Source organism: Rhizobium sp. TAL182, assembly GCF_002117725.1.
Classification (GTDB): domain Bacteria; phylum Pseudomonadota; class Alphaproteobacteria; order Rhizobiales; family Rhizobiaceae; genus Rhizobium; species Rhizobium esperanzae.
The window spans coordinates 150,646-177,110 of sequence record NZ_CP021029.1 but is presented as its reverse complement, the minus strand read 5'-3'; the positions used below and the strand labels follow the sequence as shown (position 1 = coordinate 177,110).

Below are 26,465 nucleotides of genomic sequence, written 5' to 3'. Positions count from 1 at the left end.
ATACGCGGAATTCTCGACGGGGTCTCTGTCCTTTTGGCGCAAGCAACTATTCGCGGATAAACGTGACTGTCTCGGCCAGCGGGGCGCGGCCCGTACGGGCGTAACTTACCGCAGGATCTTCGTAGCCGATCGACATGCCGCAGAAGAGGATCAGCCCATCGGGCGGCGACAGGACCTCGGCGACCGTCTCGCGAACCTGCGACCACGCCATCTGCGGGCAACTGTGCAGTCCTTCGGCCCGGAGTAGCAGCATCACGGTCTGCAGATACATGCCGACGTCGGCCCATTGGGGCAGACCCAAGTCGCGGTCGATGTAGCAGAACAGGGCGGCGGGCGCGCCAAAGCAATTCCAGTTGGCGATTGCTGCCCGCTGGCGCGCCTCCCAGTCCTCGCGCGCAATGCCGAGCGCGCTGTAGCGCTCCTTGCCGAAGGCGGAGCGGCGCTCGCCGTAGGGCGGCTTCAGCACGGACGGGTACATCTCGTACTGCCGCTTGTCCCAGGCGTCGCCATGCGCCACGCGCTCGACAGCTGATGTCTTGAGTTCGGTCAGCGGCGCACCGGTGATCACGTAGGTATTCCACGGCTGGATGTTCGATCCCGACGGCGACCAAGCCGCAGCGGCCAGCACGCGCTCGAGTATCTCCATCGCCACAGGCTGGTCTTTAAATCCGCGCACCGACCGTCGGCTTGTGACTGCCTCATATACGTCCATGACCGCCTCCATGTGCCGGGCCGTTCGTTCCGTTCCTGATGTGGTTCATTATCGCCATTCGCAATGGAGGCGTAATCACACCGCGGTCTAGGAGGCGTACATCAAACGTACATCAGCGATCGACGTGGTCGAGGGGCATGTCAGCAGAATTGGAGACCAATCATGAGCGGCAAGATCAGCGTTCCGCCAATGGCGTTAGGTGCCCACGGCTCGGGCACGTTCAGCCGCCGTACGACGATGCGATCCGAAAATGTCAGCGAGCGTATCGAGCATTGCCCTGACCCCGTCAGATTGAAGTGAATAATAGATCGTCTGCGCAGCCCTTCGTGTTTGCACGAGTTCCTGGTCTCGAAGAATTGCCAGATGCTGAGACGTCGAAGATTGGCTCAACCCCACTTCGTCAGCCAGGACGGTTACGGACATTTCTCCTTCGGTCAACAGATGCAGAATGTGAAGCCGTTTGGCATTCCCCATGGCCGACAGGAAGTTTGCTTCGTTGTCGAAGGCATTGGTTTTAGGGGAAGGCGCGACTGACGATTGATTGTTCAAGGCGAGATCTCCTTTGGGGAACCAAAGCCGGGTACGATGTCATATCCCCGAACTTTAATTTAGAGATAACGCAAGCGTGCGGGGCCGAAACCCATTACCGGCGCCGCATCCTCTTTTTTGGCGTGAATCGGATACGGCGTGCATCAAATGGACAGCCGGCGTTCCTGGCTCCTTGATTGAAAGCTAACGCGCCCCAACCTGACGCATCTGTGCCGGCAATGTTTCCCAGGCCCGTATCAGTTCGCCGATCGAGGCGGCCCCCATCTTGTGCATGACATTGCTGCGATGCAGCTTGACCGTCACCTCGCTGATGCCAAGGTCGAAGGCGATCTGCTTGTTGAGGCGCCCGCGTGCCACTTCGTGCAGAACCTCGCGCTCGCGCTGCGTCAGCGTCTCCAGCCGTTCGATATTGCGATTGGCGATCGCCGCTTCCGCTCGTCGTTCGCCGTCCATGACGATGGCTGCTGTCACGGCGTCGAGCAGCGTCTGGTCCCGCGCCGGCTTGGTGAGGAAATCCACGGCGCCGGCTTTCATCGCCTGGACGGTCATCGGGATATCGCCATGGCCGGTCAGGAAGATGATCGGCTTGGCAATGCCGTTCTCGGCCAGATGGCTCTGCAGGTGGAGACCGCTTGCCCCCGGCATGCGCACATCGAGGATCAGGCAGCCGGGTCTGTCCAATATATCCGCGTCGAGCAGTTCGCGGGTCGAAGCAAAGCTGACCGGCTGAAAACCAGCCGACAGGATCAGCTCCGACAGCGCCTCGCGAATGGATGCGTCGTCGTCCACGATCATGACAAGCGGCTGATCCTCTTCACGTTCACGCTGCGCTGACAAAGGCGCCGATCTACGAACGAACGGCTGGTCAACCCTCATGTCACCCTCCATCTCTCGATTTGTGCAAGGCATTGGCGATGGCCGCGATCAGGGCCTGGGCATCGAAGGGCTTGCGGAAGAATCCGCCGGCGCCTTGAGCGCGGCCCTGATCCGCGATCTCGTGACGGCCCGTGATCAGGAAAACCGGCAGCTCCGGACGGGATTTCCTGACGAGATCACGAAGTTCGAAGCCGTCTATGCCGGGCATTCCGATGTCGGTGATGAGCAGATCCAGGTCCGACAGCCCGGCGACGAGCAGCGAGCCTGCCGACGAGAAGCCGCGGGCGACATAGCCCGCCGATTCCAGAAGGTCGCTCATCGATTCAAGGAGTCTTGGATCGTCATCGACAATCGCCACGACATGTCTTGTCTTGTTCATGTTCAATTCCCTCCCACGCGGCGCGAGTGGGTTATCGGTATTTCCAGTTTCTCCGCGATGCGGACGAGGTCGGCGAGCGATGCCGCCGCCATCTTCTGCATCACGTTTCTTCTATGGATCTGCAGCGTGACTTCGCTGATCCCCAGTTCCGCCGCCGCCTGCTTGTTGAGGAGGCCGCTGACGACGAGCGGCAACACCTCACGTTCGCGCGGCGTCAGGTCGAGATAGTGTTGTCTCAGCATGCCGAGTTCGGCTCGCTCGGCCCTCTTTTCCCGATCCTGGGCGATCGCCGCCTGGATTGCCGCCATAAGGTGCTCATCGCTGAACGGCTTGGTGAGAAAATCCACCGCGCCGCGCTTGATGGCGCGCACGGAGGAGGGGATGTCCCCATGTCCGGTGATGAAGACGATCGGCGGATGATCGCCATCCGCGATCTGCCTCTGCAGGTCGAGGCCGTTGATATCGGGCAGTTCGATATCGAGGATAAGGCAGGCGGGAACATCCGGCTTGTCCGCTTGCACATAGTCGCAGGCCGACTCGAAGGCGATGGCGCGTATGCCATGCGAGTCCAGCAGCTCGCCGAGAGCCTCCCGGATGCGTTCATCGTCATCTACGATGAAGACGATATGGTCATCGGTCTTCATGACGCCGCTTTCGTTTCAACCGGCAATGAAAAGATCAACGTCGCTCCGTGCGGTTGGTTCTTCTCCGCCCACAACCGTCCGCCATGCAGCTCGACGATCGAGCGGCAGATCGCCAGCCCCATGCCCATGCCGGTTTCCTTGGTCGTGAAGAACGGCTCGAACACCTTCTCGGGGAATTCGATTCCCTCGCCGCGGTCGCTGATTTCGGTCTGGATGGCATTTCCCACATGACGCACACGCATCTCGATCACCCTGTCGCCGGCAATGGCGTCCATCGCCTCGATGCCGTTGCGGATGAGATTGATTAGAACTTGCTGAATTTGGACGCGATCGATGGCGATGAGCGGAAGGTTGCCATCGACCTCCACCTCCATGCGGGCGCGACGGCGCGCCATCTCGTCGGCCATGAGGTTACGCGCTTCGTTGACGATGCCCGAAAGCGCCGTTTGTACCCTCCTGTCTGCGGATTGTTTGAACAGGGCGCGGATGCGGCTGACGACATCCGCGGCCGAATTGGCGTCGCGGATAATGCGCTCGACCGTCCGCTGCGCTCGCTCAAGATTCGGCGGTTCGGCCATCAGCCAGCGCTGGCAGGCATGCGAGTTGGCGACGACGGCTGCGAGCGGCTGGTTCACCTCATGGGCGATGGAGGCCGAGAGTTCGGCAAGGCTTGCCACCTGACTCGATCTGGCAAGGCCCTCTCGCGCCTGACGGAGATCTTCCTCTGCCCGAACTTCGGCGTCGATATCGAGGCAGATGACATTCCACTGGACGATCACGCCTTCGGCATTGCGCATCGGCGCAGCCCGCGTCTCGACCCAGCGATATTCGCCATCGAACCGCCGCAGACGATGCCGGCGCGCATAGGGCTCGCCGGTGCGCAATGAATGGGCATAGTTCTCTTTAACACTCGCCAAGTCGTCGGGATGAACGCCGGCATCGAGTGTGCCGTCCAGCCGGGTTTTTCCCGTTCCATCAAGCTCTTCGAGCTTATATCCGAGGAAGTCGCGCAGTTGAGGGTTGCGGTATACCGGTTCTCCATCCGGAGCCGCACAATCGATCATCGCGGGCAGTGTTTCGACGATCTGCCAGAGCGACCGTTCCCTCTCGCGCAACTCCTCCTCGATGCGCAGTTGATCGTCTATGTCATGCGTCAGACCGTACCATTGAATGATCCGCCCGCTTTCGTCCCTCAGCGGCTCCGCGCTGCCTCTGACCCAGCGGTAGATGCCATCGGCGCGCCGCAGGCGATACTGTTTGGAGAAGCGCTCGCCGGTGGCGAAGGAATGCCTCAGCGCCTCGCCAAGGCTTTCCGCATCGTCGGGATGGATGGCGGCTTCAATGATGGCGGACAGCCGGTTCGTGCCCGGTTTGCCTGTGTCTGCAATATCGGGACCGAGAAAATTGATCAGCCGCTTATTAAAGAAGGTCGGCTCTCCCTCCGCATTCAGGCGCCAGAGAAGGCTCGGCACGATATCGACGAGCTGCGATAACTCCCGTTCCCGCTCACGCAGAGCCTGTTGCGCGCGCACCTCGTCATCGATGTCGATCGCAGCCGCGTACCATTGCACGATCGCTCCATTCTGATCCCGCAACGGCTCGGCTCGGCCTTCCATCCAGCGATATTCGCCGTCCGCCCGACGCCGGCGATATCGTATTGTGTAAGGCTCCCCGGTCGCAAGCGCGCGCGCGAGCACCTCTCTCATGCGGGGTCCATCCTCGGGATGCACGGTCGCCCCGATGATGGCCGCCGAGCGGCTGATATCAGGCTTGTCCCAGGCTGTGACATCATCCACCCCGATGGATTGCAGTGTACGCCTGCTGAAGAATGTTGGTTCGCCGTTGGGCGCCATGCGGGCAATGTGAACCGGGACCATGTCCACGAGCTGCGAGAGCTCGCGCTCTCGGTCACGCAAGGCCTCCAGGGCACGCACCTCTTCGTCGACGTCGAGAGAAACCCCGTACCACTGCACGACGTTTCCATCATCATCGCGCCGCGGTTCCACTCTGCATTCGGCCCAGCGGTAGACGCCGTCCTGTTCGCGCCAGCGAAACCGCATCACCGTACCGCCGCCGGTTTCGAAGCAGTTCCGCAGCGTATGCTGAACCTCGGGGGCATCCTCGGGATGGATCAGCTGCTGCAGCAGATCTTCGATGCTCGGCTCGCCGATCGCTTCGAAATCGGCAATGACTGAGCGGAAGTGATCCTGGTAGCGTTTGTTGAAATAGATCGACCTGCCCGCCGGCTCCACGCTCCACACGCGGACCGGAACGGCGTCGATCATCTGCTGAAGCTGCCGTTCGCTTTGTATGACCGCCTCTTCGGCATGGACCTGATCGTCAATGTCATGGCAAAGCCCGTACCATTGGAGGATGTTGCCGGCCTGATCCCTCAGCGGCTCGGCGCGGCTCGACATCCATCGATAAACACCGTCAGCACGGCGCAGCCGGTAGCGCATGGCGAAGGTCTCGCCGGTGACGAGGCAATGGCTGAGGGCCGTGCTGAATTCGGCCGCATCATCGGGATGAACGATGGCCTGAAAAAGCGCTTCCAGCCGGCTCATATCCGGCTTGTCGGAGTCCCCTACGTCAAGGCCGAGGAAATCGACCATACGCTTGTTGAAGAAGGTCGGCTCGCCGTCGGGTCTCAGGCGCCAGACATGGCTCGGCACCATGTCCACGAGCTGCGACAGTTCCCGTTCCCTTTCGCTGAGCGCTTCCACGCTCTGGCGCAACGAAAGCACCGCCAGCTGATGCTGACGCGATATGGCGGCGACGATCAGCGCTGAGAATGCCGAGATCGCCAGGAAAAGCTGCAGCATGACCTGATTGTGTCTCTGGGACTCCGGATCGCCGGCAAACTGGCTGGCGCCGGTTATCGTGAAGACGGCTGTGATCAGGGCGAGGAGAGCGAGCGACACTGCCGCTCCCTTGAATTCGAAGCGGACCGCGGCCCAGAGAAGAGGCGGCATGATGATATAGGCGAAGGGGAGATAGCCACTCAGCGAAAGCGTGGCGACGCCGAGAAAGATCAGCGCCAGGACGGCCGCTTCCACCCATTGCCCGATCGAAAGCTGGGTCTTGCCGCGCCAGCTGTGGAAGAGGACCAGCGCCAGCGGCGCCACGATCAGGACACCGGTCGCGTCTCCGATCCACCATAAGGGCCAAGCCGTCAGGAAGGATTGCGACTGGATGCTGAACCAGGCAAGCGTGGCGCTTCCGACGGTCGCGCTGACGATTGGCGCAAGTCCGGCGCTGATGACGACGAATGCGGTCACTTCCTGCAGGGTTTCGAGCCGAACCGGAAGCTTCAAAGTCCGGTTGACGAGCCATGCCGCGACCATCGCTTCGAGAGCGTTGCCGATATAGATCAGGAAGGCCGCAGCTTGCGGACTATGGAACCACAGGACGTTGCTGAACATCTCCGCCAGGCAGCCCGCCACTATCCACCACGGCCAGCTGGGTCGGGAGGCGAGGATGAGGGTCGCGATGAACAGCCCGGCCGGAGGCCAGATGGAAATACCGGTTCCCGGCACCACCGCGAGCGACTGGGCGAAGCCGCAGGCGAGCACATAGGCGAGGAAGAAAAGCGCCAGACGCAGAAATGGGGGGCGTTGCGACCAGACTGTTTCCATCCATCGCTCCGGCCGGACAGGCAAAGCCGGGGAATCGTCAGCATGTCCTGCAGCAGTTGTTTTCCATTTCGGGGCCGGCGCGCTCATATTGAAACCGTAATCTTGCCGCGCCACAACCGCAACTCATGGAAACCCATGTATTGCGCGGGAATGGAGCCGTTTTTTCGTCCCCTGGCGTAGCCTTTTGTGTTTCTGATGAGGCATCCTAAACTTTGGGCTGGCTTCGCTATGCCCTGCGTCTCGGACGTTCGACCTCAGGCATGATGGAATGCGCTCGGCGTTCCGGCCATTCTCCATCCGCGCAAGCACGAGGACGATGCAACAGAGGAGGCCGACATGAAAATCGTGGTAGCGGGAGCAAGCGGCCTTATCGGAACGCAACTGGCGGCGGATTTGCGGCGCTCGGGCTACGACGTCGCGGCCGCATCTCTGTCGCACGGCGTCGATACGGTGACCGGCAAGGGCCTGGAAGCGGCAATGACAGGTGCCGAAGTCGTAGTCGATGTGACCAATGCCGCCTCCTTCGGCGATAATTCGGCGCTCGATTTCTTCAAGGCATCGACGAAGAACCTGCTCGCAGCCGCGGCGGAAGCCCGCATCCAGCATTATCTCGCGCTTTCTGTCGTTGGCACCCCGCGCCTCGTCGAAAGCGATTATTTCCGCGCGAAAGCGGTGCAGGAAAATCTCGTTCGGGCCTCGGCTCGCCCCTACACGATTCTCCGCTCGACGCAGTTCTACGAATTCATCAACGGCGTGATCGACATCGGCGCCGAGGGCAACGTCGTTCGTTTGCCTCCGGCCTCCGCGAGGCCGGTCGCGGCTCATGAAGTCGCGGCATTCCTGGCGGAACTGGCGACAGGAGATCCCTTGGGCAACATCATCGAGATCGGCGGCCCCGAACAGTTCGGCATCGATGAAATTGCCCGGATCTATCTCGCCGCCAACGAAGACCAGCGACAGGTGATCGCCGATCCTTCCACCTCGTATTTCGGCGTCGAACTCACCGGTGACGTGTTGCTGCCTCATGTCGGCGCGCGCGTGGCGACCCAGAAGCTCTCCGAATGGCTCTACCGATCGATGGCGGCTTAGCGGCCATCGTGAATTTTACCGAATGAAGGAAGTAATACCTTGTTCTTGGAGAGTATTACAGAAGGCGTTCGCTATGGCCACGACCGTTACTGCGAAAGGGCAGTGACTATTCCGAAGCCTGTACGGAACATCCTTGGCATCGTTCCTGGCAGCCAGATCGATTTTCATCGTGCTGCCGACGGCAGTGTGGTTCTGACGCGCGCCGACAAGAAACGGCCGGCAAGCCGCTGCGAGAAGCTGCGCGGCCATGCCGGCAAGGGCCTCGATACCGACGCTATCATGGCTTTGACGCGCGGGAAAACGTGACCTTCGTTGAGACCAATGTGTTCCTGGACCTCGTAACTGACCACTCGGAATGGGCGGATTGGTCTATTGCCCAGCTCGAAGCCGCGAGTATCGAGAGTCCTCTGCTCATTAACGATGTCGTTTAGAACTTGCGGTTCATACGAGAGATCGAGGCGCCGGCGGCCTTTGTGGAACAGGCTGCCCTCGAGATGAGGCCGATGCCGATACCCGCCTTGTTTCTTCCGGCAAGGGTTCGGCGAATGGCGGGTCGCACCAAACGTTGTATTCTGTGCTAATGATAGTTAGAGCATGATGCGTCCGAGACAGGCGCCATGCGTCAGCCCTGTCACGCCCGACGGGCGTTTCTCGTGCCTATCTCGGCGCTTGCGCGCCATCGAAGATATGCCGCGCCTTGGCCCTCGGCGCAGCGACGGAATGACGATTGACCAGCGAGCATTCGAGCTTCGTAATTGGGTAGCGCTTGCCGGGCATGGTCTGCAGGTTGAGATGTTCAATCGCCCACTGACCCATGGCGAGGTGCGGAAGGACCGAAGTGGTCAGCGCCGGTACCAGATGTCTCGAAATTTCTTCGTCGTCATAACCGACCACCGACATGTCCTGGGGAATGCGAAGGCCAGCATCTTTGAGCGCTTCGTAGCATCCCACGGCAGTGCGATCGTTCTGGCAGAAAATCGCGGTCGGGGGTTCCTGCAAAGCAAGCAATTGCATCGTAGCGGAGTAGCCGGCACCGGCCGACCAGTCGCCTTCAACGACTAATTCCGGATCGAAGGGTATATCGGCGGTCGCCAGTGCGCGGCGGTATCCCGTCAGCCGGTCTTGTGCAGCCTGCATCCAGATTTCACCAGTGATCGTCCCTATGCGATGGTGGCCGTGCGTGATCAGATGCCGGGTGGAGCTCTGGCCGCCGGCGATTTCACTTGGCACCACGGCTGGAAAGGCGTGATCCGCCGTGTAGCAGTTCAACAATACCGTCGGGATGTTGAGTTCACAGACATAAGAAGGGAGTTTGACCTCTCTGGTATAGATTGTCATGTATATGAGTGCGGATATGCCCCCGTTCGTCAGAGCCTTGATTGCTTTTGGCTCCATGACGGGATCACCGAGCGTTTGGGTAACCAACAGCACGTTGCCCGTATTCCACGACGCTTGGCGGGCGCCCTCGATCGCGACAATCGCTTCCGGGCTGGTAGCGAGCTGATCCACGGCGAAACCAATCACATTGTCCAGGCCCGAATAAGAGGCCTTCATATAGCTTGTCCCCATGTAGCCGAGGGCGCGCGCCGCCTCCAATACGCGGTCGCGCGTCTGCTGTGAGATGCGGGTGCCGGGCGTGTCGTTGAGCACGAAGGAAACAGCAGCCTGTGAGCAGCCGGCCGCTGCCGCGATGTCCATCATGGTCACGCGGGCGGGCTTATCCATTTCAGGATTCTTTCGGGTCTTAGGCTTTCGCATTCGGGGGGAATGATCTCCGGATCTTAGAAGGATTGGCGGTTTAGGTAATTAATATTAGCATTTATCCGAAAGTGCTGGCAATCTCGCGAACGCCTGCAATGCTTGCCAATCCTCACTGTAAAACTTCATTCTCACTGTTCCGCGATGAAATGTTTTGATGTGCATTGATAATACTATTTACTAATTAAGATTCTTGTATACCGTCAGAGAGCGATCGGAACCTATGCCACTCGTCGCGTTTTTGCGGCGGCCCTAGGAGGGGGCGCGCATTCGGCCGGCCGTAATTCGCAAACGGGCCCATGCGACTGCGGCCCCTCGGGAGGTATATTATGAAACAGCTGAAACGGAATGCAGCCTTGTTCCTTGCCGGGCTGATACTGAGCGCGGCGCCGATTGCAGTATCCGATGCCGCCGACAAACCGACTCTTGCTTTCGTCGTCAACGGAGCGTCCGACTTCTGGAAAGCTGCGGAAGCGGGCGTGAAGAAGGCCCAGGCCGAATTGCCAGATTACCAACTGGAGCTGAAGTACCCTGAGCAGGCATCGGTAGCCATCCAGCAGCGCCTGATGGAAGACCTCGTCAGTGCGGGGGTCAAGGGGATCATGGTTTCCGCAGTCGATCCCAAGACTCAGACCGAGGGCTTGAACAAGATCGGCTCACAAACAGCTCTCTTCACGACCGACAGCGACGCGCCGCAGACCAACCGCGTCGCTTATATCGGCTCATCCAATATCGACGCCGGTCTGCAGGCGGCCGAAATCGCGAAGAAGGCAATGCCGGATGGCGGCAAGTGCATTGGTTTTGTCGGGCTCCTTGGAGCCGATAATGCCAAGGAACGCATTCAGGGCATGAAGGATGGGCTTAAGGGCACGAAGATCGAGCTGACAGATGTGCGTGGCGACGATATCGACCAGACACGCGCAAAAAAGAATGTCGAGGATGCGCTGGTGGCCAGCCCGGACGTGACCTGCATGGTCGGCTTCTACTCCTATAACACGCCACGCATCTATGAGGCGCTGCGCGACGCCGGAAAGCTCGGCCAGATCACCGTCGTCGGCTTTGACGACGATCCGATCACGCTCGGCGGCGTCAAGGAAGGCACGGTCGCGGCAACCGTCGTGCAGCAGCCGTTCGAATGGGCTTATCAGGGGATGAAGCTGATGGCCGCCTACCTCAAAGGCGACAAATCAGGTGTTCCCAGCAACGGTTTGATCATCATTCCGACGGTGATCATCGGCAAGGATGACGTCGACAAATATGCCGCTAACCTGAAGGCCATGGCTGGAAAGTAATTCTCTTTCGCGGCGGGGTACTCCCCGCCGCGAAAGGCGTTTCATGCCGCAGCACCCGCAGTCATGGACAGGCAATGAATCATAGCTCAGACATCCCGTCACCGAACGCGCCTGCAACGCCGTTCCTTTCGCTTTCCGGCGTTGGTAAGACTTTTCCAGGCGTTGTAGCGCTTGAGGGGTTGTCGCTCGACATCGTGCCGGGAGAGGTCATCGGCTTGGTCGGCGAGAACGGGGCCGGGAAATCGACGCTGATGAATATTCTTGGCGGCGTGATCGCTCCGGATCGGGGCACGATCCTGCTCGACGGCGTAGAACTTCGCCACCTCACTGTGGAGTCGAGCATCGCCTCCGGCATCGCTTTCGTGCATCAAGAACTCAACCTCTTTGACAATCTCGACGTCGCCGCCAATATCTTCCTGGGCCGTGAGCCGTTGAAAGCGGGACCTTTCAAGTTTGTCGATCGCGCCCGGCTTCGAGAGATGGTGACCCCGCTCTTGAAGCGGGTAGGGGCACATTTTTCCGCCGACACACCCGTTGCGTTGCTTTCCCTTGCCGAGCAACAGATGGTGGAAATCGCCAAGGCACTGTCGATCAAGGCCAGGCTTGTCATCTTCGATGAACCCACTTCCAGCCTGCCGCTGGCCGAAACCGAACGGCTGCTGAACATCATCAAATCGCTGAAAGCGGACGGTATCAGTGTAATCTTCATCTCGCACCGCCTCCACGAAGTTGAGCGCGTAGCAGACCGGGTGGTCGTCTTGCGCGACGGCACGCTCGTGGGTACGCTCGCCAAGAAGGACATTGGCCATGATCAGATGGTCAAGCTGATGATCGGCCGGTTGCTCGCGGCACGGACGGCAAAACCGCAGCGTTCGCCAGGTCCGGTCGCATTGAAGGTAAACGGCGTGCGCACCGAGGCCTATCCCAGCCGCCCCGTTGACCTGGAAATCAGGTACGGAGAAATCCTCGGGCTTGCCGGCCTCGTCGGGTCGGGCCGCAGCGAGCTTGCAAGGGTACTCTTCGGCATCGACCGGAGTTACGGTGGAGCCATTCTGCAGGACGGACGCCAAATTACGATCGGTTCTGCCCGGGACGCTGTCGCCCGCGGCATCTTTCTGGTGCCGGAGGATCGCAAGCGCAATGGCATTCTTCTAGATCTTCCGATCGCCCAGAACATCACGCTTGCCGATCTTCCCAGGATTTCCAGCCGCTTCATGGTCTCCGCTGCGCGGGAGATCGAGGCCGCTGAAAAGCAGCGTGTTCGTCTCGGTATCAAAGCGCCCTCCGTTTCGACACGAACCGGCACTCTGTCCGGTGGCAACCAGCAGAAGGTGGTTCTGGCCAAATGGTTGTCGATGAGCCCGAGGGTAATGATCTTCGATGAGCCGACACGCGGCATCGATATCGGCGCGAAGAACGAAATCTATGGCCTGATGCGAGCGCTTGCCGATGCCGGTGTCGCGATCCTGATGATCTCCAGCGACATGGAAGAGGTGATCGGCGTTTCTGACCGCATCGCCGTCATGCACGAGGGCCAGATTGCCGGCATTCTCGAAGAGGACGAATTCAGCCAGGAAAGCGTCCTTTTGCTTGCTGTCGGCAAAAGCGTAAAATAGCGGCTGCGGCCATTATGAATTGGTATCGGGGGATGGGTCTCGAATGATCAAGAAAGATCTTGGACTGCTGCTTTTGATCGTCGTTGTCGGCGTCGTTGTCGCCATCATCAACCCGCGCTTCTTGCTGCCGATCAACCTTGCGAACACCGCCAACCTGATCGGCCTGTTCGGCATCCTGTCGATGGGGCAAGCTTTTGTCATTATTACGGGCGGTATCGAGCTTTCGGTGGGCTCGCTCGTAGCGCTTCTTGGCGTACTGTTCGTCGATTTCATTGCCGTACAAGATATGCCCTGGACGCTGGCGCTACCGCTCATTCTCCTGCTCGGCGCAGTCATAGGGGCCGTCCACGGTTGGCTCATCACCCGGCTCAACTTGCAGCCATTCGTCGTCACCCTCTGCGGCCTCCTGATCTATCGCGGGGCTGCGCGCTTCTATACGGCCGACGGAACGGCGGGATTTGCTTTCGGCCAGAATTTTCCGGAGCTTGAGTTTCTGACCGCGGGGCGGCTCTATGGCATTCCGAGCACCTTCATTGCTATGGTCGTCATTGCCGTGGCCATGTGGTTGGTGCTTCATCGCTCTGTGTTCGGCCGTTATCTTTACGCGATTGGAAAGAACGAAGAGGCTGCTCGCTATTCAGGTATCCGGACCGACCGTTTGGTTATGACGGCCTATGTCATCTGCGGACTGCTTACGGCGCTTTCGGCGATCTATTTCGCCATGTACACGCGGTCGATCTCGCCGGCGAGCCATGGCCAGTTCTACGAGCTCTACGCGATCGCCGCCGCCGTGCTCGGCGGCTTTTCACTCCGCGGCGGTGAGGGATCGATCGTCGGGGTCGTGCTGGGTACGGTCCTACTGCAAGAGTTGCAAAATCTTGTGAACCTGCTCGGCATTCCCTCGTCGCTGAACTTCGCCGTCATGGGTGGCGTGATTCTCATCGGCGTCCTGATCGACCAACAATGGCATTCGATCCGCGCAAGGCGACGTCTCGTCTCCGCCGCACGAAAGGCTGAATCCCGCCATCCGAATGACGGGACCTTGCCACTCGTTGCAAACAGGGATTAGGCAGGTTAGTCGAATTTTTACTGCTGCTCGTCGAGGTGAGCGTGACCGAAATTGGAGGACATTGTCGCGCCTTCCAGATCGATGATCGCCTGCCAATTTTCCTCAAGAAATCCGCTCGTCCCTCCGCGAGGGACAACGTTCGTGAAACGACCTTGACCGCAAACACAGACCCGAAACATACATAAAAGGCGGGTCAGATCTCGTTGGAAATACCGGTCAGTTCTCAGTGGAAACCAACGGGCCCTCCTTTATCCCTACTCCTTTTGAATTATCGAAAGCGTCGGGCCGCGCGGAGCGTGGCTTTGGGAGCAGACCGGGAAACTTACCTCCGCACGACCCAACTCTGGGATGGAGTGGATCGCTAAGAGAAAGGGCATTGTGCGATCTGAACGTTACTTGCTTTCTCTCGCGATCCGGTGAGTTAACTTTATTGTATCAACGCGGTTCCGATACGATGCCAAAAAAAGCCCCGCCGAAGCGGGGCGAGTCTTGACAACGGATCGCACAGGAGGAACACCCGTGCTTCCTGTTACTTCAACGAAAGAGGGACTGACTAGGTTCCACTGCGGTGTTGAACATAGTTTAACTCATCTTGGCAAGTGTTATTTGCTTCGCCAGGGAGGTTCTGACTGGATACGCAGCAACATTGCTAAAATCTCCCTGGCGTCCTCTCGACAAGGATGAAGAAAATCTATCTTGAATCTTAGCCAGAGAAAGACGGACTAAAGTCGCACTATGGGGCGCCGTGATTTGTAGTGCGGTTCCAGTAGATGCCAAACAAAAAAAGCCCCGCATTCTCGCGGGGGTGAACACCATGGGGTTATTTTACGGCATTATGGAGCAAGTGCCACAAAGCATCGACGTGTTCCTTGAAATTGTCACGGCGACAACAAGCGAATTGACTGCTGGTCAATCAGCGGCTGTCTGGGAGCAAATGAACGGAGACCTTAATGTTGGTACAGATTTTCCAGGTAGACGCCTTTACGCGGCGGCGCTTTGGCGGCAATCCGGCTGCCGTGATGATCCTCGAAAGCTTCCTCGATGATGCGCGTCTGCAGGACATCGCCGCCGAGAATAATCTCGCAGAGACCGCATTCCTAGTTCGTGACGGCGCCGACTATCGTTTGCGTTGGTTCACGCCGACCGTTGAGGTGCCTCTATGCGGCCATGCCACGCTCGCAAGCGCTGCTGTGGTTCTTGAGCGGCTTGAGCCGCGTCGGGAGGTCGTAACCTTTCATTCCGCGAGCGGCCCGCTCGTCGTTTCCCGTTCGGGGGACAGCTACGTCATGGACTTTCCGGCTCGGCCCATGCTTGCCACTTCCACGCCCGAGGCGCTGACCGCGGCGATTGGGCAGAACCCGACCGAGACTTTGGTGGATCAGCATAACTATCTCGCGGTCCTGGAAACTGCCGAACAGGTTCGGAAACTGGCCCCGGATCTCGGGGTAGTCACCCTTCTTGGTCGGGCTGGTCTGATTGTCACCGCACCGGGCGACGATGGTTATGACTGCGTCAGCCGCTATTTCGCCCCCGCCAAAGGCATTCCTGAAGATCCGGTCACGGGCGGAGCGCATTGTGCGCTCACGCCCTATTGGGCAAACCGGCTCGGCAAAACCAGCCTACACGCATTCCAGGCCTCCGCGCGTGGTGGTGAGCTACGTTGCCGTACTCTAGGCGAGCGCGTCGAGCTTGAGGGTTCTTGCGTCTTCTACCTCGAAGGCCAGGCAGAAATTTGATGCTGCCATTCGAACCGCTAGTGTTTTCAGCAGCGCCGACATAGTTGCGGCATTATGTAGCAAGTGCCACGGTAGCATCAGCCCTTCGCTTGGATATTGTGGCAGCTGCTCCATAATGTCGCTATTTGCTAGCAGCTTTGGGCGACTTAGGTGCCTTCGAGCCTGCTCGAGGCAGGGCATCGGACAATTTCGTTGCTGCGACAAGCTCCAGTGCCACGGCATCGTGTGAAGTCAATTCGGGGCGGCAAAAGAGCAGCTTCAGGACAGGCCCAGCGCCCCTATCTGCTCCGGTTGAGCCTGAGAATCCGCGTTAATCAGGTCATTGCGTGCTTCTTTACAATCATGATTGGCAGCGCTACCATTGGCTGCGTGACGCCCTCGGGAGGAGCCCATCCGGCGTCATTTGGATAGCGTGTCGACATGCATTGCCGGACCGGCAACCGACTGCAGAACAAACTGCAGCGGACAGTCGATGATTCCGACACCCATTCGATGCCGATCCGAACATGGCAACAAATGGGAGGATTCGATGTACAAGACATTGGTCGGCGGCCTTCTCGCCGCGGCTGTATTTACGCTTTCCCACTCCACGGCTCTTGCCCAACCGGAAATTGTCAGCGGGCCTGCGGCCGACCCTGACTGCTTCGTGCCGTGGACGGCGGATACCAAGTTCTTCAAATTTCCCAAAAAAGACGGACCGTATCGCATCGCGCTCGCCAATGGGTATATCGCCAACACCTGGCGCATTCAGATGATCCAGACGGCGAAAGCCTATGCCGCTCAGCCGGATGTCGCCGCCAAACTTAAGGAGTTCAAGGTCGTTTCCACCGGTGAAGACGTGCCGGCGCAGATTTCGGCGATCAACAACTTCATCGATTCCGGTTACGACGCCATCGTCGTCAATGCCCAGAATCCGACGGCATTCGGACCCGTCATCAAGCGCGCCAAGCAGGCCGGCGTTGTCCTGGTCGCCTTCGACAATATTCTGGATACGCAAGACGCAATCAACGTCAACGTCGATCAGAAGGGCCTCGGCGTGTTGTGGGCGAACTGGCTAGCAAAGCACCTGCCTGACGGCGGCAAAGTTCTCGAGGTGCGCGGGGTTGCCGGAACGTCAGTCGATACCGACCGCCACAACGGCATACACGAAACCCTGGATGCCACGGGCAAGAAGTGGGATGTGGTCGAAGTACTAGGCAAGTGGGACGACCCAACGGCACAGAAGGCCACCGCCGACGCGATAGCCGTGCACAAGAAGTTCGACGGCATCACCGCGCAAGGCGGCGATACCGGCGTCGTGCAGGCAATGATCGATGCCAAACATCCATTCGTGCCGTTCGGTGGCGAAACCGAGAACGGCTTCCGTAAGTTCTGCGCCAAATATGCTGGTGAGGGCCTGAAATGCTCCTCGGCCGGCACCGGGCCTGCCCAGGTGGCGGTTGCAATCAAGACGGCGATCGCAGCACTTGAAGGACAGGTCGTGCCGCAGTCCATCAAGCTGCCGCTGGCAATCGTCGAAGACCCGAACTTCAAGGAGGGCCAGGACTACTATCCGGATCAGTCGGACAATTTCTTCGTCGGCAACGCTTTTCCGACCTGCGGCATCAATTTCACCGCACAGGAGATCATGGGGCAGTCGAAGGAAAACCAATAGGCCGGGGTCCAACCGGATCGCTTGAGCGGCGTGCCGCGGCTCTGCCCGCGGCGCGCGAGAAACACCTGCCCCGAGGACATTCATGACGGTAACAGAAAAAACGGCGGCAACCCCGCTCTTTGAGATGAGCGGTGTATCGAAGCGTTACGGCGGCGTGCATGCGTTGGAAAACGCCAAACTCGCCGTGGAAGCCGGGAAAATCCACGCCATTCTCGGCGAGAACGGGGCGGGCAAATCCACGCTGATCAAGATCATGGCCGGCGTCGTCGCGCCGGATGAAGGCCGCATGCTGCTCAACGGACATCTGGTGACCTTCCGCTCTCCGGCCGAGGCTTCCGCCGCCGGCGTCACCTGCGTATTTCAGGAACTCTCGCTGATCCCGGACCTCAGCGTTGCTGACAACATCTCTATCGCCGCTCCGCCGCGCCGTTTCGGCCTGATTGACCGGAAGGCGCAACGCGTCATCGCCGAGGAGATGCTCGCGCGGGCAGGCGCCAGCGACATTCATCCGCGCGAGCTGGTCAAGGACCTGCCGCTCTCGCGCCGACAACTGGTGGAGATCGCCAAGGCGCTTGCCTGGAAACCGCGCATTCTCATTCTTGACGAAGGAACGTCGGCACTGACGGCAGCCGATGTCGCCGAGGTCTTCTCCGTTTTGCGGCGGCTGAGGTCCGAAGGGCTGGCACTCCTTTACATTTCTCATCGCATGCAGGAGATCGCCGAATTGGCGGATCAATGCACGGTCTTGCGCAACGGCCGCAATGTGGCGAGTTTCCCGGCAGCCACGCGCAGCGATGGCGAGATCGTCGAAATGATGATCGGACGGGAATACAGCCGCGCCTTTCCGCCGAAACCGGAACGGGTTGCGAAGGATGAAGTTCGTCCGGTCCTGGAATGCCGCAAGCTCGGCTGGGCGGATACGCTGCACGACATTTCACTCACTGTCGGTCGTGGTGAAGTCGTCGGCCTTGGAGGCCTGGATGGACAAGGGCAGCGCGAGCTGCTGCTTGCGCTCTTTGGCGTCCTGCGCGGGACCACAGGTTCCGTCCTTGTCGACGGCAAGGCGGTTACGCTCGCAAGCCCGGCAGCGGCAAAATCCGGACAGATCGGCATGGCGCTCATCCCCGAGGACCGCAAGACGGAAGGCTTGATGCTGCCGATGACGGTCCGGGAAAATCTATCCTTTGCGGTACTGGACCGGGTGTCCAGAGCGTGGGTGATAGATCAGGAAAAGGAAGAACGGCTGATCGAGGAGATGGTACAGCTACTGGCGATCAAGACGGCAGGTCTCGACATTCCGGTAGGAGCGCTCTCCGGCGGCAACCAACAGAAGGTCGTCATCGCCAAGTGGCTGATGCGCAAGCCGCGGATCATTCTGCTCAACGATCCGACACGCGGCATCGATGTCGGCACCAAGCAGGAGATCTATCAGTTGCTGCGACGCTTGGCCGAAGCGGGAGCAGCCATTCTCTTTTATTCGACGGATTACGGCGAGTTGATCGGCTGCTGCGATCGCGTTCTCGTCTTCTACAACGGCAGCATCAGACGCGAATTGAAGGGCGACGGCATCACCGAGCATGCGCTGGTGGCGAGCGCACTGAATGTCGGCAGCGAGAATGTGGGGAGCGCGGCATGACGGAGTGGCGTTACCGGTTGGGCGAACGGCGCGGCACGCTGATGGCAGCCGGCATATTCCTCGTCATGTTTGCAATCTACGTCTCCAATCATCCCGCCGGACTGACGGCCAACGTCGTCCAGACCGCGGCGAACAAGGGCGTGCTGCTTGCCTTCGTCGCGATGGCTCAGACGTTGGTGGTGATCACCGCCGGCATCGACCTCTCGGTCGGCATGATCTTCATCCTGACCAATGCGCTGGCCTCCTGGCTCGTGCTCGGCTCGCCGCTTGAAACTGCTCTTGGGGTGATGGCCGTCCTGGCAACCGGTCTTGCCTGCGGCGCGCTCAACGGCCTGATCGTCATCTATGGACGGTTGCAGCCGATCGTTGCCACGATCGCCACCGGCGCTGTGTTCTTCGGCATTGCCCTCCTGCTGCGACCCTTTCCCGGCGGATCGGTCAACGAGGAACTGGCCGACGTCATGACCGGCAAGGTCTTCGACCTCTTGCCGGCCAGCCTTGTCGCTCTCATCGCCGTCGTTCTCGTCATATGGGTACCGTTCAGCCGCTCCCTGATCGGGCGGGCAGCCTATGCCTCCGGTTCATCGGAGATCGCGGCTTATATGTCCGGCCTGCCCATCCGCCGCGCGAAATTTACCGCCTATGCGCTCGCCGGTCTTCTTGCGTCGATTGGCGGGCTTTTCCTCACCTTCTTCACCTTCACCGGCGAGGCAGCCTTTGCGAGCGGCAATGCCTACACGCTGTTCTCAATCGCTTCGGTGGTCCTCGGCGGCGTATCCCTGTTCGGCGGCAAAGGCAGCGCGATCGGCGCAATCTTCGGAGCCCTCGCCTTCCGAACCATCGGCGACCTGCTCTTCGTCTTCGATTTCGATCCGCTGTGGCAGCCGCTGTTCCAGGGTGTGGTGCTGCTCGTCGCGGTGAGCCTTGGCGCGTTCGCATTGTTCCGTGTGCGCAATCGCCTGGAATGGTTCGGATGAACAAACTAATGCGAGAACACTCAGTGACCCGGCTTTCCAAGTTCATGCATCGGCTGGACCCGGCCATCGCCACCGCCTTCGCCTGCATTTTCCTGCTGCTCATCATCGGCAGTTTCTATTCGGCGAGTTTCCTGTCGCCGGAATATCTCCTGCAGCAGTTGAAGGTCGCATCCTTTCTTGGCGTGATCGCCACAGGCATGATGATCGTCGTGCTGCTCGGCCAGATCGATCTTTCCGTACCGTGGTCTGTCGCCGTCGGCGGAATGATGGCGTGCGCGGCTGCCGCTTACGGGCCACTCGGCGAGGCTCTGGCCATTCCCTTCGGCATTGCCTGCGGCATGGCGATCGGGCTCTCCAACGGGATCGGCGTCGCCTATTTGCGCATCCCCTCGATGATCATCACGCTGGCGACCAACGCCGTCGCGCAAGGACTGATGGTCGTCTATACTGGCGGCTTCTCGCCACAGGATTCGGCAACATTTGCGATGCGCTATCTGGCAACCGGCTTCCTTCTGCCCGGGCTACCCAATGCCGTTCTCATCTGGGCGGTCGTCGGCGCTGCAACGGTCTTCGTCCTTAACCGCACGACATTCGGCCGGTCCGTCTATGGTATCGGCAATCGGGAGAGTGCCGCCTATCTTTCCGGTATCAATACCCGCCGGATCGTCATGATCGCCTTCATTGCCTCAGGGGCGCTGAGCGCCTTCGGCGGTGCGCTGCTTGCTGGCTATGCCTCGAAAGCGGCACAATCCATGGGCGATGCTTATCTCCTGCCCTCGATCGCCGCCGTCGTCCTCGGCGGAACCTCCATTCTCGGGGGCAAGGGCTCCTATCTCGGCACCGTCGCCGGCGTGATCCTGATTACGCTGCTGCAATCGATCCTCTCCGTCATGCAGATGCCGGAGGCAGGGCGGCAGATCATCTACGGCATCGTCATCATCGCCATGCTTTTGCTTTACGGCCGCAGCCCAGCCAACCGGCAGTAGCGCGCCTGCGTTACTGCAACGCCGGATCAAAATCGCAGGACCACCGCCGCCCCGTCAGTCCGGCACCCGCCGAGCCAGAAGGAGCGTCTCTCCTGGAACAAACCGGCGCTCCTCATTGGCAATCGACAGCGACAGCGGAATGGTCGTGGCGGACGATTGCCGTAATCGCCGATCGTGTTCACCGTCTTCGCAGTCGGGATACCCAGCTTCTCGCACACAGCGCTGAAGATTCTAGTATTGGCCTGATGCGGGGCAAAGCGGCTGATAACCTCTACCGCAATTCGTGACTGGTCGAGTGCCCGCTTCGAGGTGACTGTCATCATTTCAACGGCCCGCGAAAACACCTCGCGTCCATCGCGCATCGTCATCAGGAAGTTTTCCGTCCTGATCCCGGTGCAAAGGGGCGGTTGCTGCCGCCGGCGGAAATCGAGATCAAGTCGCAACCGCTTCCGTCGGCGGCAAGATCGCCGCCGAGGAGACCGCTGTAACAATCACGCGATGATAAAAGCACGACTGCGCCGGCCGCATCGGCGAAGAGAATCGAACTCGCGCGCTCTCGTCGAGATCACCACGATCTTCAGGAATTAGGTGACTACTTCGTTCGGCAAGGCGGGCAATTCGGACCCAGCCCACACGAGACCCCGCTGTCGGAGAAGAAGTATTGTCCTTCTTTGAGGTAAGTATACACGCCTCGAGCCTGGAGTGGACAATGAAGCTTACCGGCGTCTCGATCGCGGTTTCGTGGATCAGGCGGTCGGCCGCCTTGGACCAGTATTCGGCGAATTCGCAGAGCTTGCCGTTGTTGCCGATTATCGGGAGATCGAACTCGTTGAAATCGTCTTCCAAAAGGAGAGTAGAGACACGATCGGGATATCCGGGCCACAGTGATCGGGGGAATGCTATTCTGAAGCTTCACGGGCTTTCAGCCCTACTTGAAATCCGACCGGCCTGCCAGTCGAATGTCGCCGTCGAGATGGCTGGCAAAGCCATGAAATCTATCTCGCTCGGTTCACCGTCTGGGATCTGAACAGTGCTGTTTAGTTAAGCGTTTGTAAAGTGCCAACGAATCGGGGCATATAGCAACTGCGCAACTGAAGCGCTTTCGTTAAAAATTGCGCAGTTACGTGGGAAAACCAATATGCAGCCGAGTCTTGCTCTCCAAGACGATCAAGAGCATCTCCCGTCGCTTCTGGCAACAGATGCGCAGGAGTTATCCTATCAACTTCAGCAGCATCAGGCCAAAATCTTTCCCCCGTTGTCGCAAAAGACGATCAGGACATTTTCGCCGGCGGAAGCCGCTGCCTTCATCGGCATCGGCGAAGGTTATCTCCGGCAGGTGGCGGCCGATGGTCATGGTCCGGATCCGCTGGCAAACGGACGACGGCTCTATAGCGCAACCGACATGGACCGGATCCGCCGCGTCCTCGACGAGCGGAACGGAACGCCGAAATATGTGCCGGCCCGCAGGCCGGGCGAAAAGCTCCAGATCGTCTCGGTGATGAATTTCAAGGGCGGCTCGGGCAAGACCACGACCGCGGCCCATTTTGCGCAATTCATGGCGCTCCGGGGCTATCGCGTGCTCGCCGTGGACCTCGACCCCCAGGCCTCCCTGTCCGCGCTGTTTGGCCATCAGCCGGAGTTCGACGTCGGCGAAGGCGAAACGATCTACGGCGCAATCCGCTATGACGATCCGCGCCCGATCGCCGATATCGTGCGCGCCACCTATACGCCGAACCTGCATCTCATTCCCGGCAATCTCGAATTGATGGAATTCGAGCACGAGACGCCGAAGGCCATGGCATCGGGCACGGCGGAGACGATGTTCTTTGCCCGTATCGGCGAGGTGCTGACCGACATCGAAAGCCTTTACGACATCGTCGTCGTCGACTGCCCGCCGCAGCTCGGCTTCCTGACGATGTCGGCGCTCTGCGCCGCGACCTCGGTCCTGATCACGGTTCACCCGCAAATGCTCGACGTCATGTCGATGTCGCAGTTCCTGACAATGACCAGCGAATTGATGTCTGTCGTCGAGAAGGCCGGCGGGCGCACCAGCTATGACTGGATGCGCTACCTCGTGACCCGGTTCGAACCGAATGACGGGCCGCAAAGCCAGATGACCGGCTTCATGCGGGCGATCTTCGGCAATCGCATGCTCCACAACGCGATGGTGAAGTCGACGGCCGTTTCCGATGCCGGCGTCACCAAGCAGACACTCTACGAAGTCGAACGCTCGCAGTTCACACGCGGAACCTATGATCGCGCGCTGGAGTCGCTGAACCTCGTGAACGGTGAGATCGAAGCGCATATTCGCTCCACCTGGGGAAGGAGATAGCATGGCGCGCAAGAACCTCATCGAATTCTCCGCACCGAGCCCAGCAAGAGCAGAAGCGGTCGCGCCCCGCGATAATCGCCCGATTGCCGGTTTCGTACCGCAGGAGCGCAGTGGAGGGCCGGTCGGCGGCATCACGAAGACGCTCGGCAACATCACCGAGAAGATGGAGCGCGCCAGCGAGCTGGAGCGGCAGCTTGCCGCGGGCCAGATGATCATCGAGCTCGATCCCGGTCTGATCGATGCGTCCTTCGTCAGCGATCGCCTGGCGATCGACGCTGGCGAACTGGCCGAGCTGGTCGAGCAGATCCGCGAGCATGGGCAGCAGGTCCCAATCCTCGTGCGTCCGCATCCGGAAGTCAAAGGCCGCTATCAGGTTGCCTATGGCCATCGCCGCCTTGCGGCTGCGCGGGCAATCGGCATCAAAGTGCGCGCGGTCGTTCGCGACCTGACAGACGGCCAGCTGGTCGTCAGCCAGGGCCAGGAAAACAGCGCCCGCACCAATCTCTCCTATATCGAGCGCGCGCTCTTCGCGTCGCGGCTGGAAGAACGCGGTTTTGGCCGTGACGTAATCATGGCGGCGCTGAGCGTCGACAAGGCGGCGCTGTCCAGAATGCTGATCGTGATACGGCAGGTGCCCCTTGATCTCATCAACGCCATCGGGGCGGCGCCTGACATCGGCCGGCGGCGATGGCTGGAACTGGGCGAACGGCTGGAAAGCGCCGACGTCGACAGGATCATCGCGGAGTTGTCCGCGGACGACGCACGCAAGATGCCGAGTGACGAGCGATTTCACCGGGCATTCGTTTTGTCAACGAAGAGGGTCGCGGCGCCTAAGCCGGCAGTCGTCAAATCCGAGGTCAGCGGCGTGCCGGTGACCGTTAAGAAAACAGCGTCCGGCGCCACCTTTATCTTCGACGGCAAGACCGCGCCCGGTTTCGATCAATTCGTCCAGGAACGGCTGCAGGGCCTGTTCCAGGAATTCAAAAAGCACAGAGGAGCGTAGCGCGCAAAAGAAAAAGGCCCCCAACGACGCCGTCGCGGAAGCCCTTCTCAGATCTTAAGCACATCGAGAATCGCATTTCCACGAATCACAGTCAAGCGTCTTAGGCACCAAATTGGTGGACTGTTTTCTTTTGCCTGAACGAAGGTGAAGGCGAATGGAGAGTGGATATGTGACGACGCCCTTTGGGCGGCGGCCGATGTCGCTCGGCATGCTGGCAAGCCAGCAACTGGCCGAGACGATCGAGCCTGGAATGAGACGCAGCAAGTGGAAATTGTTCAGGGCGATCTGCGAAGCGCGGCCGGCGCTTGGCGTGACCGACCGGGCGTTGACGGTGCTCGATGCGCTGTTGACCTTCTATCCCCACGACGAAATTTCCGAGGAAAACGGCCTGATCGTCTTTCCCTCGAACGCGCAGCTTTCGCTTCGCGCCCGCGGAATGACGCCGGCAACGCTGCGGCGGCATCTTGCCGTGCTGGTTGAGGCCGGCCTGATCCTGCGCAAGGACAGCCCGAACGGAAAGCGTTATGCGCGCCGCGACAGGGAAGGGGAGATCGATGAGGCTTTCGGCTTCAGCGTCGCGCCACTGCTGGCGCGCGCGGTCGAAATCGAAAACCTGGCCGCCGAGGTGGTTGCCGACCGAGAGCTCATCCGGGCGACCAGGGAGCGCCTCACCGTGTGCCGGCGGGATATCTCGAAGCTGATCGCAGCAGCGATCGAGGAAGCTGTGCCTGGCGACTGGGAGCAGATGTCGCTGATGTTTCGCGATCTTGTTCGCAGGATTCCGCGTGTCGCAGGGGCCGAGGAATTGGCATCACTGCTCGACGAGATGGGGCTGCTGCGCGAAGAAGCCATCAACCTGCTGGAAAGACATATAAAATTACAAAAATTAGACGCCAATGAGTCTCAAACTGAGCGCCACAAACAGAATTCAAACCCCAACTCCATATCTGAACTTGAACCAAGCTTCGAAACGAAGCAGGGCGCGAAGCCGGTGGCCGACAATAGACCTGTCGCCGGGCCGCAAGACGAGCAAGGGCTGAAACATTCGGCATCTGCCGGCGGAATGAATGGTAGGAGATCCGGCGCGGCTGAACCGGATCCGGGACATACGCTGAAATCCTTCCCGCTGGGCCTTGTCCTCCACGCTTGTCCGCAAATCCTCGATTACGGGCCGGGTGGGACGATCGGCAACTGGCGCGACCTGATGTCGGCTGCGGTCGTTGTCCGCTCCATGCTCGGCGTCAGCCCCTCTGCCTATGAGGAAGCCTGCGCCGGCATGGGGCCGGAAAACGCCGCGACGGTGATCGCCTGCATTCTGGAAAGGGGCGGGCATATCAATTCGCCTGGCGGTTATCTCCGCGATCTCACCCGGAGGACCGAGAGAGGTGAATTTGCGATCGGCCCGATGCTGATGGCGCTGGTGCGCGCGAATGGTGGAGTGCGGCGCGACGCCAGCTGATGGACTTCGACTGGAGCGCAATCGTGCATCGGGTGGTTGCTCAAGTCAGCGCGGCGGCGCGGTACTTTCCCGCAGGATCAGCTCGACAGGCCACAGTTCGTGGATCTCGTCTGCGGGGCGGCCAGCGATAAGCTGTAGTGTCAGCTCGGCACAACGTGTGCCCGCGGCGCGCATGGAGGACCGCGTGGTCGAAAGCGACGGGACCATGTTCTCGGCCGTCAGATAGGGGAAGACGTCGTCATGGGCTATGACGGAAATATCCTGTCCCACCGTCATCCCAAGCGAACGGACGGCGCGATAGACACCAAGGGCTGTCATGGTGGAACCGGCAACGATGGCGGTTGGCGCGTTCGAACTCTCCAGGAAAGAGCGGGCATGGCGAAAGCCGCTTTCGTCGGAGAATTTGTCGCAGACCATCAGGCTGGGATCGGCGGTGAGCCCACGCTCCTGATGGGCGATGCGAAAACCCTGTTCGCGATGGATCGAATAGGTCTTGCCACGCAGGCCATTGATCATCCCAATGCGCCGGTGACCGAGATCAAGCAGGTGTTCGGTGGCCCGGCGAACAGCACCTTCGTTATCGATGTCGAGCCAGGCATGAACGTGCTCGGTCTCCGAGCGGCCGTGGACCAGGAAAGGCACGCCCAAGCCGTTTAGCATCTCGATCCGCGAGTCCCTGGGGCGAGGCGAATGAATGATCACAGCATCCACCCGGCGGCTCTCGACTAGGCGCCGATAGGCCTGGATCTCGTCGTCATCATTGTGAGCGGTAATTGGTGTGATGAGAATATCCGTATCGGCCGTTTCCAGGCGCTGCGCCATCCCCGATACGAACTCTGAGAAATGAATTTCACCCGAACGCCCCATCAGAACGCCGATCGCTCCAGCTCGGCCGGTCTTCAGGCGCACAGCATTGATATCGGGGCGATAGCCAAGCCGGATTGCTTCGCTTGCAACCCGGGCGCGCGTGGCTTCGCTCACCTCCGGATAGCCGCTAAGTGCGCGGCTGACCGTTGTCGGAGAAAGCCCAAGCTGCTTTGCAAATTCACGAAGTTTCATCGAT

The 26,465-nt window shown here is 59.9% G+C and carries 20 protein-coding genes and 3 pseudogenes; 13 read left to right on the top strand and 10 right to left on the bottom strand.

Annotated features, from left to right (window positions below; translation table 11 throughout):
• Window positions 1-46: 46 nt before the first annotated feature.
• The 6 genes from Tal182_RS29950 to Tal182_RS29925 form a co-directional block, all read right to left on the bottom strand.
• The gene (locus Tal182_RS29950) at window positions 47-712 is read right to left on the bottom strand and encodes a nitroreductase (RefSeq protein WP_085862112.1); all 666 of its coding nucleotides are present in this window, start codon (window positions 710-712) and stop codon (window positions 47-49) included.
• Between the two features lie 195 nt (window positions 713-907).
• Complete coding sequence (locus tag Tal182_RS29945) at window positions 908-1,261, bottom strand: metalloregulator ArsR/SmtB family transcription factor (protein ID WP_064807491.1); 354 nt, start codon at window positions 1,259-1,261, stop codon at window positions 908-910.
• 183 nt (window positions 1,262-1,444) lie between these two features.
• Window positions 1,445-2,137: a response regulator transcription factor gene (locus Tal182_RS29940; protein WP_085861876.1), complete on the bottom strand. Its 693-nt coding sequence runs from the start codon at window positions 2,135-2,137 to the stop codon at window positions 1,445-1,447.
• 1 nt (window position 2,138) lies between these two features.
• Window positions 2,139-2,516 (bottom strand): response regulator, encoded by a 378-nt coding sequence (locus tag Tal182_RS29935; protein WP_085861875.1) that lies wholly within the window; start codon window positions 2,514-2,516, stop codon window positions 2,139-2,141.
• Window positions 2,517-2,518: 2 nt separating this feature from the next.
• Window positions 2,519-3,160, bottom strand: a complete 642-nt coding sequence (locus tag Tal182_RS29930; protein ID WP_085861874.1) for a response regulator — start codon at window positions 3,158-3,160, stop codon at window positions 2,519-2,521.
• On the bottom strand, window positions 3,157-6,795 hold the full coding sequence (locus Tal182_RS29925) for a PAS domain-containing protein (protein ID WP_085861873.1): 3,639 nt from the start codon (window positions 6,793-6,795) through the stop codon (window positions 3,157-3,159). The genes Tal182_RS29930 and Tal182_RS29925 overlap by 4 nt, the downstream gene beginning before the upstream one ends.
• Before the next feature lie 336 nt (window positions 6,796-7,131).
• Here Tal182_RS29925 and Tal182_RS29920 point away from each other — a divergent pair, with 336 nt between their 5' ends.
• Both Tal182_RS29920 and Tal182_RS29915 read left to right on the top strand, forming a co-directional pair.
• Window positions 7,132-7,884 (top strand): NAD(P)H-binding protein, encoded by a 753-nt coding sequence (locus Tal182_RS29920; RefSeq protein WP_085861872.1) that lies wholly within the window; start codon window positions 7,132-7,134, stop codon window positions 7,882-7,884.
• Between the two features lie 73 nt (window positions 7,885-7,957).
• A pseudogene (locus Tal182_RS29915) lies at window positions 7,958-8,190 on the top strand (AbrB/MazE/SpoVT family DNA-binding domain-containing protein).
• A 351-nt stretch (window positions 8,191-8,541) separates the two neighbouring features.
• On the opposite strand, the gene Tal182_RS29905 reads toward Tal182_RS29915, so the two are convergent.
• Complete coding sequence (locus tag Tal182_RS29905) at window positions 8,542-9,642, bottom strand: LacI family DNA-binding transcriptional regulator (protein WP_085861871.1); 1,101 nt, start codon at window positions 9,640-9,642, stop codon at window positions 8,542-8,544.
• Window positions 9,643-9,971: 329 nt separating this feature from the next.
• Here Tal182_RS29905 and Tal182_RS29900 point away from each other — a divergent pair, with 329 nt between their 5' ends.
• The 8 genes from Tal182_RS29900 (at window position 9,972) to Tal182_RS29865 (ending at window position 20,608) form a co-directional block, all read left to right on the top strand.
• On the top strand, window positions 9,972-10,934 hold the full coding sequence (locus Tal182_RS29900; RefSeq protein ID WP_011428525.1) for a sugar-binding protein: 963 nt from the start codon (window positions 9,972-9,974) through the stop codon (window positions 10,932-10,934).
• A 74-nt stretch (window positions 10,935-11,008) separates the two neighbouring features.
• On the top strand, window positions 11,009-12,550 hold the full coding sequence (locus tag Tal182_RS29895; protein ID WP_085861870.1) for a sugar ABC transporter ATP-binding protein: 1,542 nt from the start codon (window positions 11,009-11,011) through the stop codon (window positions 12,548-12,550).
• A 43-nt stretch (window positions 12,551-12,593) separates the two neighbouring features.
• Entirely contained in the window at window positions 12,594-13,619 is a 1,026-nt protein-coding gene (locus tag Tal182_RS29890; RefSeq protein ID WP_085861869.1) for an ABC transporter permease, read from the top strand.
• A gap of 950 nt (window positions 13,620-14,569) precedes the next feature.
• Window positions 14,570-15,355: a PhzF family phenazine biosynthesis protein gene (locus tag Tal182_RS29885; RefSeq protein WP_085861868.1), complete on the top strand. Its 786-nt coding sequence runs from the start codon at window positions 14,570-14,572 to the stop codon at window positions 15,353-15,355.
• Between the two features lie 529 nt (window positions 15,356-15,884).
• The gene (locus tag Tal182_RS29880) at window positions 15,885-17,009 is read left to right on the top strand and encodes a sugar ABC transporter substrate-binding protein (protein WP_085861867.1); all 1,125 of its coding nucleotides are present in this window, start codon (window positions 15,885-15,887) and stop codon (window positions 17,007-17,009) included.
• A gap of 82 nt (window positions 17,010-17,091) precedes the next feature.
• Window positions 17,092-18,645, top strand: a complete 1,554-nt coding sequence (locus tag Tal182_RS29875; RefSeq protein WP_085861866.1) for a sugar ABC transporter ATP-binding protein — start codon at window positions 17,092-17,094, stop codon at window positions 18,643-18,645.
• Complete coding sequence (locus tag Tal182_RS29870) at window positions 18,642-19,622, top strand: ABC transporter permease (protein ID WP_064812554.1); 981 nt, start codon at window positions 18,642-18,644, stop codon at window positions 19,620-19,622. Before Tal182_RS29875 ends, Tal182_RS29870 begins: the two co-directional genes overlap by 4 nt.
• Window positions 19,623-19,630: 8 nt before the next feature.
• Window positions 19,631-20,608 carry an ABC transporter permease gene (locus Tal182_RS29865; RefSeq protein ID WP_064812553.1) on the top strand — a complete coding sequence of 326 codons (978 nt, stop codon included), beginning with the start codon at window positions 19,631-19,633 and terminating at the stop codon, window positions 20,606-20,608.
• Window positions 20,609-20,618: 10 nt separating this feature from the next.
• On the opposite strand, the pseudogene Tal182_RS29860 reads toward Tal182_RS29865, so the two are convergent.
• Together Tal182_RS29860 and Tal182_RS29855 are read right to left on the bottom strand one after the other, a co-directional pair.
• Window positions 20,619-21,164 (bottom strand): annotated as a pseudogene (locus tag Tal182_RS29860) (3-oxoacyl-[acyl-carrier-protein] synthase III C-terminal domain-containing protein); the annotation flags it as partial.
• 90 nt (window positions 21,165-21,254) lie between these two features.
• Window positions 21,255-21,439 (bottom strand): annotated as a pseudogene (locus tag Tal182_RS29855) (nucleotidyltransferase); the annotation flags it as partial.
• Between the two features lie 307 nt (window positions 21,440-21,746).
• Here Tal182_RS29855 and repA point away from each other — a divergent pair.
• The 3 genes from repA to repC all read left to right on the top strand — a co-directional run bounded on the left by repA (window position 21,747) and on the right by repC (window position 25,402).
• Window positions 21,747-22,940 (top strand): plasmid partitioning protein RepA, encoded by a 1,194-nt coding sequence (gene repA / locus Tal182_RS29850; RefSeq protein ID WP_085861865.1) that lies wholly within the window; start codon window positions 21,747-21,749, stop codon window positions 22,938-22,940.
• 1 nt (window position 22,941) lies between these two features.
• Window positions 22,942-23,943 (top strand): plasmid partitioning protein RepB, encoded by a 1,002-nt coding sequence (repB, locus tag Tal182_RS29845; RefSeq protein WP_085861864.1) that lies wholly within the window; start codon window positions 22,942-22,944, stop codon window positions 23,941-23,943.
• Window positions 23,944-24,097: 154 nt separating this feature from the next.
• Entirely contained in the window at window positions 24,098-25,402 is a 1,305-nt protein-coding gene (repC, locus tag Tal182_RS29840; protein ID WP_085861863.1) for a plasmid replication protein RepC, read from the top strand.
• A 45-nt stretch (window positions 25,403-25,447) separates the two neighbouring features.
• On the opposite strand, the gene Tal182_RS29835 is transcribed toward repC, so the two are convergent.
• Window positions 25,448-26,461 (bottom strand): substrate-binding domain-containing protein, encoded by a 1,014-nt coding sequence (locus tag Tal182_RS29835; RefSeq protein WP_085861862.1) that lies wholly within the window; start codon window positions 26,459-26,461, stop codon window positions 25,448-25,450.
• Between the last annotated feature and the right edge of the window lie 4 nt (window positions 26,462-26,465).

What these genes read in the sequence shown, in the direction of transcription:
- Tal182_RS29950 (WP_085862112.1), bottom strand. Translation starts at nt 712, where the DNA reads ATGGACGTATATGAGGCAGTCACAAGCCGACGGTCGGTGCGCGGATTT.
- Tal182_RS29940 (WP_085861876.1), bottom strand. Translation starts at nt 2,137, where the DNA reads ATGAGGGTTGACCAGCCGTTCGTTCGTAGATCGGCGCCTTTGTCAGCG.
- Tal182_RS29935 (WP_085861875.1), bottom strand. Translation starts at nt 2,516, where the DNA reads ATGAACAAGACAAGACATGTCGTGGCGATTGTCGATGACGATCCAAGA.
- Tal182_RS29930 (WP_085861874.1), bottom strand. Translation starts at nt 3,160, where the DNA reads ATGAAGACCGATGACCATATCGTCTTCATCGTAGATGACGATGAACGC.
- Tal182_RS29925 (WP_085861873.1), bottom strand. Translation starts at nt 6,795, where the DNA reads ATGGAAACAGTCTGGTCGCAACGCCCCCCATTTCTGCGTCTGGCGCTT.
- Tal182_RS29920 (WP_085861872.1), top strand. Translation starts at nt 7,132, where the DNA reads ATGAAAATCGTGGTAGCGGGAGCAAGCGGCCTTATCGGAACGCAACTG.
- Tal182_RS29905 (WP_085861871.1), bottom strand. Translation starts at nt 9,642, where the DNA reads ATGCGAAAGCCTAAGACCCGAAAGAATCCTGAAATGGATAAGCCCGCC.
- Tal182_RS29900 (WP_011428525.1), top strand. Translation starts at nt 9,972, where the DNA reads ATGAAACAGCTGAAACGGAATGCAGCCTTGTTCCTTGCCGGGCTGATA.
- Tal182_RS29895 (WP_085861870.1), top strand. Translation starts at nt 11,009, where the DNA reads ATGAATCATAGCTCAGACATCCCGTCACCGAACGCGCCTGCAACGCCG.
- Tal182_RS29890 (WP_085861869.1), top strand. Translation starts at nt 12,594, where the DNA reads ATGATCAAGAAAGATCTTGGACTGCTGCTTTTGATCGTCGTTGTCGGC.
- Tal182_RS29885 (WP_085861868.1), top strand. Translation starts at nt 14,570, where the DNA reads ATGTTGGTACAGATTTTCCAGGTAGACGCCTTTACGCGGCGGCGCTTT.
- Tal182_RS29880 (WP_085861867.1), top strand. Translation starts at nt 15,885, where the DNA reads ATGTACAAGACATTGGTCGGCGGCCTTCTCGCCGCGGCTGTATTTACG.
- Tal182_RS29875 (WP_085861866.1), top strand. Translation starts at nt 17,092, where the DNA reads ATGACGGTAACAGAAAAAACGGCGGCAACCCCGCTCTTTGAGATGAGC.
- Tal182_RS29870 (WP_064812554.1), top strand. Translation starts at nt 18,642, where the DNA reads ATGACGGAGTGGCGTTACCGGTTGGGCGAACGGCGCGGCACGCTGATG.
- Tal182_RS29865 (WP_064812553.1), top strand. Translation starts at nt 19,631, where the DNA reads ATGCGAGAACACTCAGTGACCCGGCTTTCCAAGTTCATGCATCGGCTG.
- repA (WP_085861865.1), top strand. Translation starts at nt 21,747, where the DNA reads ATGCAGCCGAGTCTTGCTCTCCAAGACGATCAAGAGCATCTCCCGTCG.
- repB (WP_085861864.1), top strand. Translation starts at nt 22,942, where the DNA reads ATGGCGCGCAAGAACCTCATCGAATTCTCCGCACCGAGCCCAGCAAGA.
- repC (WP_085861863.1), top strand. Translation starts at nt 24,098, where the DNA reads ATGGAGAGTGGATATGTGACGACGCCCTTTGGGCGGCGGCCGATGTCG.
- Tal182_RS29835 (WP_085861862.1), bottom strand. Translation starts at nt 26,461, where the DNA reads ATGAAACTTCGTGAATTTGCAAAGCAGCTTGGGCTTTCTCCGACAACG.